A 15,652-nucleotide genomic window follows, 5' to 3' on the forward strand; every position below is an offset into this window, starting at 1 on the left:
AAAATTAAGGACTCGCTGTCGCTCGGTTTGTTTGTTGGTGCAAATTCATCTCGCCACTAAAAGGCACGTCCGCCGTTACCTTCGGTAACTCTACTCGGACTCGCTTTATAGTGGGAGTCTTCTTTGCACATTTAAGATAAATGTAATTTAGACTACAGTTCCAACTCTTGCTGAACTTAAGGAACTAATCATATGGCTGAATGCCTAGCGGCAATTTTACGATACAGTCTCAACCGAGAGTTAAGAGGGCTAACTATCTATTAGACCGCAGGTGCGGGATAACTCCCCTCAGTGGGGTGTTGTCAAGCATGTGCGGTCTAACTCCGGTATTATGGGGTGTTATTCCGCAAGTGCTGGATAACACCACAATATGGGAATTTCTACCGCAATGAAAGTAAATGCGATGGAAACACCACAGCAGCCCAAGCTTCTTGACTGCGTTCGTCAAACTGCCCGTTGTCGGCATCTCAGCCATAAAACGGAGAAGTCCTACTTGTACTACATCCGAGGCTTCATCCTGTTTCACCAGAAACGCCACCCCAGAACGATGGGCGCACCGGAAAACTGTACAAAACAGTTGCTACCGCAAAATCAATCAGGGCATTGTCAGAGAAGTTGGGAAGTACGGCGACGATCGCAATACAATCCCCCGCTTGCATTGCGATCGCTCCCGGCGGCGGGGGTATCGCCTAAAATATAAGCCTCAGCCCCTCCCAGCCCGAACCCCTCCCGATCTTCCGTGCCTCTGTGGTTCATTCAACCCCACCCCCTCAACCATGGTCACACTCCAACTGTGCCAACTCGATATTCCCCCCGGCCAACGCCTCCTCATCCATACCCGCGACTGGGCAGAATTTGAAGCCATCCTCACCGAACTGGGCGAAAAACGGTCAAGCCGCATCGCCTACAGCAACGGACGCTTGGAAATCAGAATGCCGCTACCCAAACATGAACGGGCGAAATCGATGATCGGGGACATGATCAAAATCCTCCTCGAAGAATTAGAGATGGATTGTGAATATTTTGGCTCAATTACGTTTAAACGTCAAGAGATGAATTATGGCATTGAACCCGATGACTGTTTTTACATTCAAAATCATCACATGATGATCGGTAAAGAGCGGCTCAATCTAGCCATTGATCCCCCGCCTGATCTGGCCATTGAAGTGGATGTCACCTCGAAAACACAACTCGAAGCCTACACCCGCTTAGGTGTTCCTGAACTCTGGATTTACGATCGCACCCTGACGATTTATGTCCTGCGATCGGGGGAATATCAACCCTCAGACCGTAGCCCCACGTTTCCCGATCTACCGATTTTAGACTGGGTGGCTGAAGCCTTAGACCACAGTGGCGCGATCGGGAGAAGCCCCGCCCTGCGAGCCTTCCGTCAGAAACTGCGCCAGTGAATTTCGCTGTCAACATCATGGCAAAATACTTCCACGCCATCCTCCCAGCGTAAACAGCCGTGATCAAAGCGATCGCGCCCCCGCACCAGCATTGCATTCAACCCCGCCACCGACAACAGCAAAACCACAAAGATGATTCCGATGACAGTGAGCCAGGGTTGAGGTCGGCGGGGTTGCACTACGCCGCGTTGGACCAGAAAACCTGATCCGTCCAATTGCCATGGAGGCCGAAGGGGATGTGGAGGGGGAAATGGAGGGTAGCGATCGCGCCGGCTTCGAGATCCTGGGCGTTAAAAATAGCCAAATCCGACCCGTGGCGATCGGCATCGTACACCATCATCAGCACCCAGCCCGCATCTTCATCGGTCTCGCCCGGTTTGGGCACAAAAACCGGCTCCGTCACAAACTGACACGGCCCGAAGCAGTAAAACTGCTGCGTTCCCGTGGCAAAGTCATGTTTAAGGAGAGCTTGATGGGGAGCGTGACCCGTGGGGAGGGCCGCCGCAGCGAGGTAGGTATAGCGATAGCTGCGCCCTTCGTGATCGGGATGGATGGAAGGAAATTCCACACAGCGGGATTCGATCAAGTGGGCCGTCGCGGCACGGGTGCGCAGATCAAACCGGAAACGCCACAACTGACCCGGATCAATTTTCGTGAAATCAATCTCCCGAAAATCAGAATCCGGCTCCACTTCCGGGAAATCTGCATAACAGATCGAGTCAATCCCGATCGCATCCTCGTTCTCTTCCCAGGCATTGGCATGGTGGAAAATAAACCCGGCGCGGACGTTCAAGGTTTGGACGGTACGGTTGGAGTTGGGATCACGGGGGACGATGATCACCTTCGTGTCTTGGTCGGGTTGGAATTTGATACATTCCGCCGCGCCCCGTTGGCCGAGGAGGAAGGGGAGGGGGTTGAACTGTACCGGGTTTTGGAAGAAGAAGGCGTAATGGGGGGTGATGGCGAAGTCGTGGATGAAGGCAAAACCGGGGACGGGGTGGGATTGCTTGCGTAACAGTTTGCCGTCGGGATCGAGTTCGTAGAGGTTGAGGGTGGTGACGGGGCCGGGGCTGATCGAGAAGTTAACGAGGCAGGGCTGGCCGTCATCTAGGACGCTGGCGGGGTCAATGCGGGGATGGGCGGAAAAGGAGCCGCCTTTATCCAGGATGCCATCGAGGTCATCGAGGCCGAGGGTTTCGAGGCTGTGGGGGTTGAGGCGGTGGGGTTTGCCGCCTTCCCAGAGGGCGAGGAGGCGATCGCCCCAATAGAGCACATTCGTATTGGCAATATTTTTAATGTTCAAATTAAACAGATTTGCCAGCCACCCCCCGGAGCGTTTCGTCCCAAACACGCCGCGATAGAGGCTTTTCTCGGCGGCCTGTTCTTTGACATAGCCTTCGGTGCGGACGAAGCGGTTTTGAAAATAGGCGTGACCGTCTCGAAAGGCGATCGCGCACACCATGCCATCCCCATCAAAGGGGTGATGAATCGGTTCGCCATTGATATCTAGCAAGCCGGGCCCGTTCCGAAATAACGTCCCGGTCAATTCCGGGGGAATCGTGCCAGTGATGCGATCGACAACGGTACTGATTTCCTGGCGTTGGGATTCGTAGCCCCGTTGCCAGTCTTTACGGTCAAAATAGGGCGTTGTGGTCGCGGCAGAATCGAGAGTTTGCATGATAGACAATCCAAAAATAAGCGAGTAAAGTACAGGTTTTTCAACGTGGGTCATGCCCACCGTGTCAGAGTTGCAGCGATCGCAACTAATCCCAACGCAATCGAACTACGATCGCAAAACGGGTTCCGGCGGGGTGGTGACCGGTTCAGTGGGAGGGGACGGGGGCGCGATCGCCTCCGGTTCCGGTTCGCCTGCGGGCAACCAGCCCAAAAACGGCAACGGCAGCAGCGTCGAAAGATTGGTCAGCACCACCAGCAGCCAGAGGTTGTCAAAATTGGTTTCCGTCACCCCCAACACCTGGGTCAACAGTGCCCCCAACTCTTGGGAGGTTAAATTAGACAAATTCCACACCGACATCAACAGCGCAAACAGCGTCGCCTCCACCCCCGGCGGGCAGAGTCGCGCCGACAGCACCAACACCGGCATAAACGTGATCTGGCCCACCACCGTCAAGATTAAGCTATCCCCCAAGCTGAACCAATGGTCATCGATCCCTAGGGCGCGATTGGCATGGGTGACGAGGAGCAACATCGTCATGCCCAAACCCGCCGCAATCACCGTAGACCAGCCGAGAATCACCCGGAACGGCACAGCCCGCAAGAACCGCTGATACATCCAAATCCCCACCAACGAGGCCAAGCTCGTCACCAGGCGCACCCGGCCCAAGAATTCCGCTTCAAAGCCTAATTCATTGGTCATGAAAAAGAAAAACGCCGATTCGCCCGATGGGGTCGCCTGCCAGAGAAAGACAAAGAGCGTCGGGAGCCAAATGGCTTTTTGACGCACAGCCTGCCAGAGGTTGCGGCCTTGTTCGCGGACGAGGGCGAGATGGTTGCGATCGCTCGCCACCGGCTGCTCCACAATCCACCAGGCCACCAGCGACACCAGCAGCGGAAACGTTGCCGTGATGTAAAACACCACCTGGATACTGAACGCATCCAACAGCCAGCCGCTGAGATAGGCCGTCACCAGCCCCCCCAGCGCCGAAACCCCCCAGCTTAAGGACTGGAGCGATCCCGCCTCGCTGTTGGTTTGATGGCGCACCCGCTCCACCACCACCGAATCCGCGATCACGTCACTAATCGCCACCGACAGGGAAGCCACCAGCATGGCCGCCGTCGCCGTTACTGCCGAATTCACCACCATCGCCAAGGACAACCACGCCGCCATCCCCAAAATCCCCGACAGGATTAGATAGGGCCGCCGCCGATAGCGAAACAGCGGAAACCCATCAGACAAAAAGCCAAACACCGGCTTAATCACCCAAGGCAACGCCGCCACCCCACCCAAGGCCGCCACCTGGGCCGGACTGAGGTGTAGCTCATCCTTGAGGAAAAAACTGACGGCGAGGCGGGAGAGTCCTAAAATTCCTTGGACAAAATAAACCGTTAAAATGGCAATCAGTTCGGGGGTCGGTTCATTCCCAAATAAGACCTTTTTGATCAATGACTGTTTAAAGCGATCCAGACTGGATGCGGAGCTAACCATAGAGTATGTGAATTCGTGCAACAGAATCTTGGTGATGCGGAGACGGGCAAATGCGTCTTGAGTGGTTATTTATAGTGTACCAAGAGTAAATTTTTTTTAAGTTTTGTCACTTTTCATATCATAGACGGCTGATTTCGATTTATGGGGTGCGTAGAGAAAAAAGCGGCTGAATGGTCAGTCTTTCCGGCATTGTGACGACATCCCCCCTCCTTCCTCCTTCCTATGGAACGCCAACTCTCAAAATTGCCCCCACTGTTCAGCCGTATTCAAGAGCGATTGCCGGATTGGACGGGCTTTAACGTTGCTGTGGTGTCGGTGGTGATTGTGTCGGGGAGCCTGTTGGGGGTGAGGGCGATCGGAGGGTTAGAGCGGCTAGAACTGGCGATGTATGACCTGATGGTGCGCCAGTCTCCGGAACTGCCGCCCGATGAGCGGATCACGGTGGTAGCGATCACCGAGGCTGATCTTCAAGCCCAAAAACGCTGGCCGCTGACGGATGCGGTGCTGGCAGAGGTGCTCCGTAATTTACAGGCGCAGCAACCCCGTGTAATTGGGTTGGATCTGTATCGGGAGTTTGCGGTCGAGCCGGGATCTGAGGCACTGACGGAACAACTCCAAGCTAGCAATGTGGTGACGATCGAGACGATTCCGGTGGGGACGTTGGAAGCCGTTCCGCCGCCGCCTGCCTCACCGCCGGAACAGGTGGGGTTTAATAATTTGCCGACGGATTTGGATAATGTGGTGCGGCGGGCGTTTCTCTATTTGCCGCGACCGGATGGAGCGGTGGGGACGGCGTTGGGGATGCAGTTGGCCCTGCGCTATTTGGCGGCGGAGGGGATTGAGCCGATCGAGAGTCCGCGTTATGCCAATACGGTGCAGTTGGGGGATGCGCCGTTTTTGCAGCTAACGCCCACGTCGGGGGGCTATGAGCAGGCGGATGCGGGGGGCTATCAGATGCTGTTGAACTATCGGGGGGCGGAGGAGGCGATCGCTACTGTGACCCTTAGTGATGTGTTGGCGGGCGAGGTTGATCCGGAGTTGGTGCGCGATCGCATCGTCTTGATCGGCAGCAGTGCCACGAGTTTGCTCGATCGCAAGCCCACGCCCCACAGTGTCAACCTCTCCGGGGATGGTAAGGTTCCCGGCGTGGTGATTCATGCCCAGGTGGTGAGTCAGATTATTGATGCGGCCTTAGGCGATCGCCCCCTCTTTCGGTTTTGGCCCGCCTGGGCCGAAGTGGTCAGCCTCATCGCCAGCGCCCTCCTCAGCAGCATTGTTGCCTGGCGACTCCGACACCCCATCCTCCTGATCAGTTGCATCGGCGGCGGCATCGTGCTCATCCTCGGCGGTGGCTTCGCCCTGTTCGCCACCCAATCCCTGTGGATACCGATCATTACCCCCGTCCTGGGAGTATTGCTCACGGCCGCCTTGATCGTCACCTATCAATCCTACGATGACCATTGCCGCCGCCAAATCGTCATGCAGTTGCTCGGTCAAAACACCTCCCCGGAAATTGCCGAAGCCCTCTGGCAAGGCCGCGATAAACTCCTCAAGGCCGGGAAACTGCCGGGGATTCGTCTCACGGCCACGATTCTCTTCCTCGATATCAAAGGGTTTAGCACCGTCTCAGAAAAGATGGAGCCGGAAGAACTGCTCGATTGGCTCAATGATATTTTGGGCGAAATCACCTCCGAAGTCCTGTCCCGTGAGGGCATTGTGAATAAATTTACCGGCGATGGCGTGCTGGCCATTTTCGGCGTGCCCCTGTCCCGGATTCAAAAGGCCGAGGTGGAACTCGATGCCCAACATGCGGTGTATTGTGCCTTGGCGATTAGCGATCGCCTCACCGCCCTCAACCAACGCAACCATGACCAAGGCCTCCCCGACATTCAAATGCGGATCGGCATTTTTACCGGCCCTGTCGTCGTCGGTTCCCTCGGTGGCAAAGACCGCCTTGAATACGGCGTATTGGGGGATAGTGTCAATACCGCCTCTCGCCTCGAATCCTGCGAAAAACACCGCCAACCCACCGATTGCCGCGTCCTGATCGCTAAAGAAACCCTCCAATATTTAGGCGATCGCTTCGAGGTGGAAGGCTGGGGGCCCCTCGCCCTCAAAGGCAAGCAACAGATGATCGAAGTCTTCCGCGTCGTTAAGCATCTCATCCCCGAAGAAGCCGTCCTTTAATCGCGCCTCAGGCAATCGTTGAGCAGCAACATCAGCAAAGCCGCAAGCAGGCGCAATTGCGGAGTTGCCGGAGGTGATGCCGATCTTGCGTTGGCAATAGTGGGATTGCCTGTGGGATCATGCTCTACAATGAATTTCCCGTCGTTGGTGCGCGTCCCGTGGGGCATTGACCCAGAGCCGCACGTTGCCGGAACTTATCTGCATCTGGTGTTTTTTATAAAAAAAACAATCTGATACGCTAGATATAGCGTAGGATAAGAGTCCGCATCAGAGAAGGGAGAGTCACACACCATGAATCATCTACAGGAATGGGCCGCGAGTGGCGTGGATCATGAACTCACCCAATTAAACGTCCGTGCGTTAACCGGCAATAGTAGCTACGATTATTTGTTCTATGCCGACACGCTGCCCCGCCGGAATGATGGGCGATTGCGCGATCGCATCCTCAACCGTTACCACCATTTAGACCAAGGCGGCTGGTGGTGTTCTGGGGTGGATCTGCTCACCGGCAACGAAGACCTTTGGGGCTGTTTTAAACCGATTACCCCGCGCCACAGTGCCGATCGCCGCAAAGTGATCAAGTACGAACACCCGCCCCAGGCTGAAACGGGAGTGTTCGCCCTGCGGGTTCCCCTCCACATCGCCCAAAAAATCGCCGCTCGTTATGATCATCCCTACGATGCCGCTACCCATTCGGATACCGCGTTTTGGCAATGGTTCGCTGATCATCCTGATATTCCCCTGTGTTTAACTGAAGGGGCGAAAAAGGCCGGGGCATTGCTCACCGCTGGGTTTGCGGCGATCGCCCTGCCGGGAGTCAATGGCGGCTATCGTACCCCCCGCAATGATCACGGAGAACGCACGGGGCGATCGCGCCTCATCCCCCAACTGGCCAAACTCGCCCAACGCCGCCCGGTGTACATCGTCTTCGACCAAGACCGCAAACCCCACACGATCAAAGCCGTCAACGCCGCGATCCGCCAAACCGCCTATCTCCTCGATCAGCAAGATTGTGAGGTGCGGATTGTGTCCTGGGATGCCCAAGATGGTAAAGGTGTCGATGATCTGATTGCCCAGATGGGCCAAGCCCAATTTGAAGCCGCCTATCGTGAGGCGCTGCCCTTTGAAACCTGGAAGGCCACCACCTTCACCCAACTCACCCACCCGGCCCAAATTTCCCTCAACGATCGCTACATTCCCCCCCTCAGCATTCCCCACCAAGCCCAATTAATTGGGATTAAATCCCCCAAGGGAACCGGCAAAACCCAGTTTTTAGAGAAAGTGGTAGCCGATGCGATCGCCCGTCACCAATGGGTGCTCGTCATCGGTCACCGCGTCCGCCTCGTGGAAGACCTCTGCCAACGGTTCGGCCTCCAATACATCAGCGAAGTCCAAACCCACCCCGACGGCTCCACCGGCGGTTATGGTCTCTGCATTGATTCACTGCATCCCCATTCCCGCGCCAGTTTTAACGCCGCCGACTGGCAAGATGGCGTGGTGATTATTGATGAAATTGAGCAAGTCCTCTGGCATGGCTTAAACTCCAGCACCTGTAGCGGCAACCGCGTCGCCATCTTAAAATCCTTCAAAACCCTGATGCAAAACGTCTTGGGGGGGCGGGGTCAGGTCTATGTGGCCGATGCGGATCTCAGCGATGTATCCATTGACTACCTTCGATCCCTCGCGGGGGTGGATTTGACCCCGTTCATCGTCGAAAACCGTTGGCAACCCACCACCGAAGCCTGGGACGTTTATCACTATTCCGACCCCACCCCCGATCGCCTCGTTCACGATCTAGAGCAGCACATTCGGGACGGCGGCAAGCCCTTCGTCTGTCTATCGGCGCAAAAAGTGCGCAGCCAATGGGGAACCTCCAACCTCGAAGCCTATCTGTGCCAACAGTTTCCCACCCTGAAAATCCTCCGCATTGATTCGGAATCCCTCGCCGATGCTACCCATCCCGCCGCCCAATGTTTGGAGCAACTTGATGTTCTCTTGCAGCAGTATGATGTGGTGCTAACCAGTCCCTGTTTGGAAACGGGGGTGAGTATTGATCTGCGGGGACATTTCACCTCGGTGTGGGGGATTGCCCAGGGGGTGCAGGCGGAAAATTCGGTGCGGCAGGCCTTGAGTCGGGTGCGGGAAAATGTGTCGCGGCATCTGTGGATCGCGCCCTTTGGGTTTAATACGGTGGGGAATGGGTCTACGTCGATCGCCTCTCTCCTCGATTCTGGGCAACGCCTCACCCAACTGAATATCCGCCTCTTGCAACAGTCGGATCTCACGGGGTTAGATGATCTTGAAACGGGGTTTCAGGCGGAATCGTTGCTCTGTTGGGCGCAGTTGGCGGTGCGGGTCAATGCGGCGATGACCCACTACCGCGATCGCGTTTTAGCGGCACTCCGGGGCGAAGGCCATCACCTGATCCCGGTGCTGGAACCCTTGCCCCTGCCAGAGACGACGGCAGACGGTGACCCAGAGCCTAGCCCCTCCTTGGGGGATGTGGTGGCGGAGGTGCGCGATCGCAACTATCACGACGAATGTAGTGCGATCGCCACCGCTGCCGACCTCACCACCCCCGACTATCAACACCTCAAAAAACAACTGGTCAAAACCCCAGAGCAACGCCGCCAAGTGCGCAAACATGACCTCAAACTCCGCTACGGCATTGAAGTCACGCCGGATCTCGTGGAACGGGATGACCATGGCTGGTATCAACAACTGCGCCTCCATTACTACCTCACCCTGGGCCGTCCCTACCTGACGGAACGGGATGCGAACCTCGCCCAACAGATGATCTTGCAGGGAGATGGGGCCATTTTTGCGCCGGACTTTAATCGGTCGCAGTTGGGGGCGGTGATTGGCACGCTTGATGTTTTAGGAATTTCAACGCTGTTGAACAATCCCCAGCGCCAGCTTCGCAACACCGACGCGGATTTAGTGGCGCTGCAACAGTTAGCGATCGCCAATCGCACCTTCATCAAAGCCGCTCTTGGGGTCGGCATTGCCAAAAATTCCAGTGCGGTCTTGATTTTGCGGCGTTGTTTAGAACAATTGGGCTATGGGGTGCAGTGCATCAAGTGCGAAGGCCAACGCATCCCCGGCAAAACCAAACGCAGCCGCAGTAAGCGCATCCGCGTCTACCAAATCGAACCCCCCAACGATGGCCGCGCTGCCGTCTTCGCCGCCTGGCTCCAACGCGAAACCCCCTGCGACCCCGACGGCTGGCCGGAACAACCGTCATCCCTAGGCCTCGCGCCATCAGATGAGGGCTATGAACAGTTAAGCCTCTTCGCGTGAGCGACTGCTGATCCATAACGTGCAAATGTTGACCTACCTGCAATTGCTCCCCCTAATTAGGGCAGCGAGCTAGAAGCTCGCACTCCAGGGAATGACAGCAATTGGTAGTGTGAGCCTCTGGCTCATTCCTGCTCCGATCGCTCACCCCGGCAACGCCTGCCGCACTTGTTCTAACTGGGCCGGCGTATGGGTGGCCATCACCGAAAAGCGGAGGCGACTGGTGGGAACGGTGGGGGGACGAATGGCGGGGACGAAAATGCCGCGATCGCTCAACTGGGCCGACATCTGTAACGCCGCTGCGGGACTCGCCATCTTCGCACAGAGAATCGGGGATTCCGAGGGGAGCAGGTCAAACGTTGCCCCTAGAATGTCTCGCAATTGGGCCACATTGCGCCAGAGGTGCGATCGCCGTTCCGGTTCTGTCTTCACCACCTGCACCGCTGCCAACGCCGCCGCCGTATCCCCCGGCGATAGCCCCGTCGTATAGATCCAACTGGGGGCCCGATTGCGCAGAAAATCAATCACCAACGCCGACCCCGCCACATACCCCCCCAAACTCCCCAGAGCCTTACTCAGCGTCCCCACCTGAATCAACGGCTGTCCTGTACAACCAAAATGCTCCACCACCCCCGCCCCCGTTGCTCCCATCACCCCCGTCCCATGGGCTTCATCCACCAACACCATCGCGTCATAGTCTCGCCCCAGGGAGAGAATACCCGGCAACGGGCAGAGATCCCCATCCATACTAAAGACGCTATCGGCGGTGATCAGGCAGCGGCGATGGTGGGGGCGGTGCTGCTCCAATTGGGCGGCCAGATCCGCGAGATCATTATGGGCAAAATCAATCACCGTCGCGCCGCTCAGAGTTGCCCCGGCCTTGAGGCTGGAATGGTTATACTGATCGCCCACAATCAAATCCCGTGGGCCCATCAACGCCGCGATCGCCCCCAGATTGGCCAAATAACCAGAGCTAAACACAAGGGCGGCTTCGGTCTGCTTGAGAGCGGCGATCGCGGTTTCGAGGGCCTGATGAATCTCCCGCTGGCCACTGGTGAGGCGCGATCCCGTGCTGCCCGTCCCATAGGTGCGCACCGCCGCGATCGCCGCCGCGATCAGCCGTTCATCCCCCGCCAACCCCAGATAATCATTACTGGCAAAATTGAGCAGCGATCGCCCCTCCAGAGCAATCATCGGCCCCGCCTTCCCCGCCAACGGCTTCACCGCCCGATGCCACTGCGCCCGCCGAATCGTCGCCAAGGATTTTTCCAACCATCCATAAGGGTCAGCCATGCCCGTTAAAAGAACTCCTCTACCTCACAACCTATCGATCGCATTCTAGGGGCCGGAGAACACGGCCGCTTCCACATCGTTGCGACTGAGGGAATATTTAAACGATCGCACAATATCCTTCATCCCTTCCCCCGCATCGATGTAGCGCACCGATACTTCTTCGACTTCTAAGAGAATTTCCGCTTGCCAGGTGGGACAGGCGATCGTCCAGCGGTTGAGTTGGTCGCGGTCTTGGTGACAGCCCATGGTGGTGAGCCACTGTTCGAGGGCGGGGAGGGGGTGGTTATAGAGGGGAGTTTCGGGGGTGGGTAGGGCAGTCATGGGTTCGGTCTTGAGTTACGGGGTGGGCAGTTGAAACGCGGTATCTCCTTGGGCGAGACCAACGGCGATCGCGACGAGCAAACAACCGAGAAACGTCACCCCTAAGATACAGAGGGCGAAGAGTTCCCCGGAGGATAGGGGGCGATCGCTGGGGTCGAGATAGGCCGATCGGGGCCAATCTTGATCCGCAGCATCTGACCAATCGGGGGGATCGGGCTGAATCACGTTCCAGCGAGAATAGCCAATTTGAGCATCATAGAGCAAACGGCGTTGGGGATTGCTCAGGGTGGCGTAGGCTTCGTTGAGTTGTTGAAACTTGGCCGTGGCCACGGCTTGGGGTAATTCGGTGGTGTCGGGGTGGTATTTTTTGCTCAAGTCTCGATAGGTGCGCCGGATTTCGAGCACCGATGCAGAGGGATGAATCCCCAAGATCCCATAGTAGCTGTTGAGAATTCGGGTTTCTGGGGTGGGCGGGCGATGATCAGACTCTGAGGCCATAGCAACAACAGAAAATTCTGACCTATTCTAACGACGATCGCCCCGTCTCGGTTGAGCAGGGCCCGGTGGCGATCGCCGTCGCTGCCCTGAGGGTGGGAGATCTTCTCGATCTGAATATTCTGTGGAATCAAGCTCACTACCGAGGGACAATCCCCCGTAGAATATTGGCCAGTCATGCTTTGATCGTTCCTGATTCCTAAAAACCCCTATGAATACGGCTCCCTTTGGTACGTGGCAATCTCCGATTACGTCTGATTTGATTGTGTCGAGTTCCATCGGGTTGGGAGGAGTCGCCCTCGATGGAGAGGCTTTGTATTGGGTGGAAAGTCGGCCCTCGGAAGGGGGGCGGACGGTGATTGTGCAAGCCCAGGGAGAGCAGGATTGCACGCCAGCGCCGTTTAATGTGCGATCGCGGGTTCATGAATACGGCGGCGGTGCGTCGTTAATTGCCGATGGGGTGATTTATTTTGTCAATTTTGCCGATCAACGCATCTATCGCCACGCGCCGGGGGCAGAACCCCAACCCCTCACCCCAGAAAATCAGCACCGCTACGCTGAAATGCAACTGGATCGCGATCGCAACCGCCTCATTGCCGTGGGCGAAGACCACAGCCAAGGCGGCCACGAGCCGCGCAATTTACTGGTCAGTATTGACCTCGCCACCGGAGCCGTTACCCCCATCGTCACCGGCAGCGATTTCTACGCCTCGCCCCGTCTCAGTCCCGATGGCTCACGCCTGGCCTGGGTGGATTGGCATCATCCCCAAATGCCCTGGGACGGGACACAGCTTTGGGTGGCGGAATTTGACGCGCCGGGAAAATTGGGGCTACCGCGCCGCGTGGCGGGGAGCAAGACCGAATCGATCTGTGCGCCGTTGTGGTCACCGGATGGGGTGCTATATTTTGTCAGCGATCGCAATAATTGGTGGAATCTGTATCGCGATCAGGGCGGGATTGAGCTTGTTTATGAACAGGCGGCAGAATTTGGCTACCCCCATTGGGTCTTTGGTGTGCAGCCCTACCGCTTTCGAGATGCCCAGAACCTGATTTGCACCTATAGCCAAAACGGCCAGGACTACCTCGCTCAGTTGGATCTCCGCAGCGGCACATTAACCCCGGTCGATCTACCCTTTACGAGTTTGGGATCGCTGCAAATTAGCGGCGATGTGGTCTATGCGATCGCCGGTTCCCCCACCCAACCCACCCAACTGATCCGCCTCGACCTCACCAGCGGCGCGTATCAAACCCTGAAAAGCGCCAGCAGCCTCACCGTTGACCCCGGCTATCTCTCCAGCCCAGAAGCGATCGCCTTTCCCACCACCGACGGCCAAACCGCCCACGCCTGGTATTACCCCCCCCAAAACCAAGACTACACCGCCCCCGACGGCGAACGCCCGCCCCTCCTGGTGAAAAGCCACGGCGGGCCCACCGCCGCCGCCTCAGCCACCCTCAACCTGCGGATTCAATATTGGACGAGTCGCGGCTTTGCCTATGTGGATGTGAACTATGGCGGCAGCACCGGCTACGGACGCGCCTATCGTCAACGCTTAAACGGCAATTGGGGGATTGTGGATGTGGATGACTGTACGAATGTGGCGGTTTATCTTGCCGAGCAGGGCCGAGTGGATCGCGAACGGTTAGCGATCGCCGGCGGCAGTGCGGGCGGCTACACCACCCTCGCGGCCTTGACGTTTAAAGATGTGTTCAAAGCCGGCGCGAGCTACTACGGCGTGAGCGACCTCGAAGCCCTCGCGAAAGATACCCACAAGTTTGAAGCCCGCTACCTTGACGGATTGATCGGCAAATACCCCGCAGAGAAAGCCGTGTATGAAGCGCGATCGCCCATCCACCACACCGAACACCTCGCCTGTCCCGTCATCTTCTTCCAAGGCCTCGAAGACAAAGTCGTCCCCCCCAACCAAGCCGAACTCATGGTCAACGCCCTCAAAACCAAAGGTCTCCCCGTCGCCTATGTCCCCTTTGAAGGCGAACAACACGGCTTCCGCAAAGCCGAAAACATCAAACGCGCCCTCGACGGCGAATTCTACTTCTACAGCCGCGTCTTCAACTTCACCCCCGCCGATCCCCTCCCCCCCATCGAAATTGTCAATCTCCCCGACTAACCCAAAATAGAACAACTCCACCATGGCCGGAATTGAAGGCATTAAAATCAAAAACTACCGCACCCTCAAAAACATCACCCTCGGCAAACTCTGGAATAGTCAAACCAAAAAATCCCTCACCCCCATGACCGCCGTGATTGGTAAAAATGGAGCGGGCAAAAGTACCCTTTTTGATGCCTTTGGGTTTTTGGCAGATTGTCTAAAAAATGGTGTAGAAGAAGCCTGTGATGCACGGGGGCGCGGGGGATTTCAGCGTATTCGGTCTCAGGGAGAAAATGGCAGTATTGACTTTGAACTCTATTACAAAGAAGATCAAACTTCACGCCCCATCACCTATGAACTCGCCATTGATCTTGATGCATCGGGTCGGCCCTTTGTCAAAAAGGAACGACTCCGGCAGCGACGGAAGGGGCAAAAAACAGGCTGGCCGTTTTCATTTTTAATGCTCAACGAAGGAAAAGGGGTAGCCTGGAAAGGAGACGAAGAAGGACAACAAGTGAATGAAGACCAAGAACTCTTCGATTTGATCACACTCATTGAGCAGCTTAATCAGAGTAATTCTGAAGAAAGTAAGGAAACTGAGGTCGTTGAATTGAGTGATCAGCGCCGTCTCGGTATCGCGACATTAGGCGCATTAAAGCAACACCCTCGCATTACCCTATTTCGGAGATTTATTGAAGGGTGGTATCTCAGTTACTTTACGCCTGATGCGGCTCGTAGTTTGCCTTTGGCAGGGCCGCAAAAACATCTTAATATTCACGGCGATAATTTAGGAAATGTGGTGCAATTTATGGAGCGAGAGCATCCGCGAAAATTCCGTGCGGTGCTTGAGAGTATTTCACGAAAAATACCGGGAATTCATCAAATAAGTACAGAAAAAAGCCCCGATGGTCGGCTCTTACTGAAGTTCAATGATAAAGGGTTTGATGATCCGTTCTATGTTCAGCAGATGTCGGATGGAACATTAAAAGTTTTTGCTTATTTACTCCTGTTAGAAGATCCATCGCCCCCCCCATTTATTTGCATTGAAGAACCGGAAAACGGTTTGTATCATAAGTTACTCGAAACCTTGGCTCAGGAATTTCGGAACCATGCCACCGGAAGAAAGGGGGGGTCTCAAGTTTTTATTACAACACATCAGCCCTATTTTGTGGATGCGCTACAACCGGATGAAGTTTGGGTTCTTGAGAAAGGAGAGGATGGGTTTTCAAGAATGAAGCGGGCTAGCGATGATCCTTTAATTCAGAGTTTTGTGGATCAGGGTCTGCCTTTAGGTGGGCTTTGGTATAGTGATTACCTAGACTCAAGATAATGTATAGTAATCCTATTTGATTCATGAACAGGCAAGGGGCTTAAGCC

The 15,652-nt window shown here is 55.9% G+C and carries 12 protein-coding genes and 1 pseudogene; 6 read left to right on the plus strand and 7 right to left on the minus strand.

Features of this window, described 5'->3' with window-relative positions:
* Positions 1-403 precede the first annotated feature (403 nt).
* A pseudogene (locus PN477_RS20985) lies at positions 404-547 on the plus strand (phage integrase N-terminal SAM-like domain-containing protein); the annotation flags it as partial.
* 59 nt (positions 548-606) lie between these two features.
* Here the strand turns inward: PN477_RS20985 and PN477_RS20180 are convergent.
* Complete coding sequence (locus PN477_RS20180) at positions 607-756, minus strand: hypothetical protein (RefSeq protein WP_272147584.1); 150 nt, start codon at positions 754-756, stop codon at positions 607-609.
* A gap of 20 nt (positions 757-776) precedes the next feature.
* Between PN477_RS20180 and PN477_RS20185 the strand changes: the two genes are divergently transcribed.
* Complete coding sequence (locus PN477_RS20185; protein ID WP_272116998.1) at positions 777-1,409, plus strand: Uma2 family endonuclease; 633 nt, start codon at positions 777-779, stop codon at positions 1,407-1,409.
* Here PN477_RS20185 and PN477_RS20190 read toward each other — a convergent pair.
* The 3 genes from PN477_RS20190 to PN477_RS20200 form a co-directional block, all read right to left on the minus strand.
* Positions 1,391-1,588 carry a hypothetical protein gene (locus PN477_RS20190; protein ID WP_272117000.1) on the minus strand — a complete coding sequence of 66 codons (198 nt, stop codon included), beginning with the start codon at positions 1,586-1,588 and terminating at the stop codon, positions 1,391-1,393. The genes PN477_RS20185 and PN477_RS20190 overlap by 19 nt on opposite strands.
* Positions 1,588-3,087: a carotenoid oxygenase family protein gene (locus tag PN477_RS20195; RefSeq protein WP_272117002.1), complete on the minus strand. Its 1,500-nt coding sequence runs from the start codon at positions 3,085-3,087 to the stop codon at positions 1,588-1,590. Before PN477_RS20195 ends, PN477_RS20190 begins: the two co-directional genes overlap by 1 nt.
* A 105-nt stretch (positions 3,088-3,192) precedes the next feature.
* Complete coding sequence (locus PN477_RS20200; RefSeq protein WP_272117004.1) at positions 3,193-4,575, minus strand: folate/biopterin family MFS transporter; 1,383 nt, start codon at positions 4,573-4,575, stop codon at positions 3,193-3,195.
* A gap of 222 nt (positions 4,576-4,797) precedes the next feature.
* On the opposite strand from PN477_RS20200, the gene PN477_RS20205 reads away from it, so the two are divergent.
* Positions 4,798-6,762, plus strand: a complete 1,965-nt coding sequence (locus PN477_RS20205) for a CHASE2 domain-containing protein (protein WP_272117006.1) — start codon at positions 4,798-4,800, stop codon at positions 6,760-6,762.
* 291 nt (positions 6,763-7,053) lie between these two features.
* Complete coding sequence (locus PN477_RS20210; RefSeq protein ID WP_272117008.1) at positions 7,054-10,062, plus strand: plasmid replication protein, CyRepA1 family; 3,009 nt, start codon at positions 7,054-7,056, stop codon at positions 10,060-10,062.
* Between the two features lie 141 nt (positions 10,063-10,203).
* On the opposite strand, the gene bioF is transcribed toward PN477_RS20210, so the two are convergent.
* From bioF to PN477_RS20225, 3 genes are read right to left on the minus strand one after another with little or no spacing between them, the layout of a single operon-like run.
* On the minus strand, positions 10,204-11,352 hold the full coding sequence (gene bioF / locus PN477_RS20215) for an 8-amino-7-oxononanoate synthase (protein ID WP_272117010.1): 1,149 nt from the start codon (positions 11,350-11,352) through the stop codon (positions 10,204-10,206).
* A 45-nt stretch (positions 11,353-11,397) separates the two neighbouring features.
* Positions 11,398-11,673: a DUF3143 domain-containing protein gene (locus tag PN477_RS20220; protein ID WP_272117012.1), complete on the minus strand. Its 276-nt coding sequence runs from the start codon at positions 11,671-11,673 to the stop codon at positions 11,398-11,400.
* A gap of 15 nt (positions 11,674-11,688) precedes the next feature.
* Positions 11,689-12,171, minus strand: a complete 483-nt coding sequence (locus tag PN477_RS20225; protein WP_272117013.1) for a J domain-containing protein — start codon at positions 12,169-12,171, stop codon at positions 11,689-11,691.
* 208 nt (positions 12,172-12,379) lie between these two features.
* Between PN477_RS20225 and PN477_RS20230 the strand changes: the two genes are divergently transcribed.
* Positions 12,380-14,293: a S9 family peptidase gene (locus tag PN477_RS20230; RefSeq protein WP_272117015.1), complete on the plus strand. Its 1,914-nt coding sequence runs from the start codon at positions 12,380-12,382 to the stop codon at positions 14,291-14,293.
* 22 nt (positions 14,294-14,315) lie between these two features.
* Positions 14,316-15,605, plus strand: coding sequence for an AAA family ATPase (locus PN477_RS20235; RefSeq protein WP_272117017.1), 1,290 nt, complete (start codon positions 14,316-14,318; stop codon positions 15,603-15,605).
* Positions 15,606-15,652: the final 47 nt, after the last annotated feature.

The sequence above is a fragment of the Spirulina subsalsa CS-330 genome (assembly GCF_028330765.1).
Lineage (GTDB): Bacteria > Cyanobacteriota > Cyanobacteriia > Cyanobacteriales > Spirulinaceae > Spirulina > Spirulina subsalsa_A.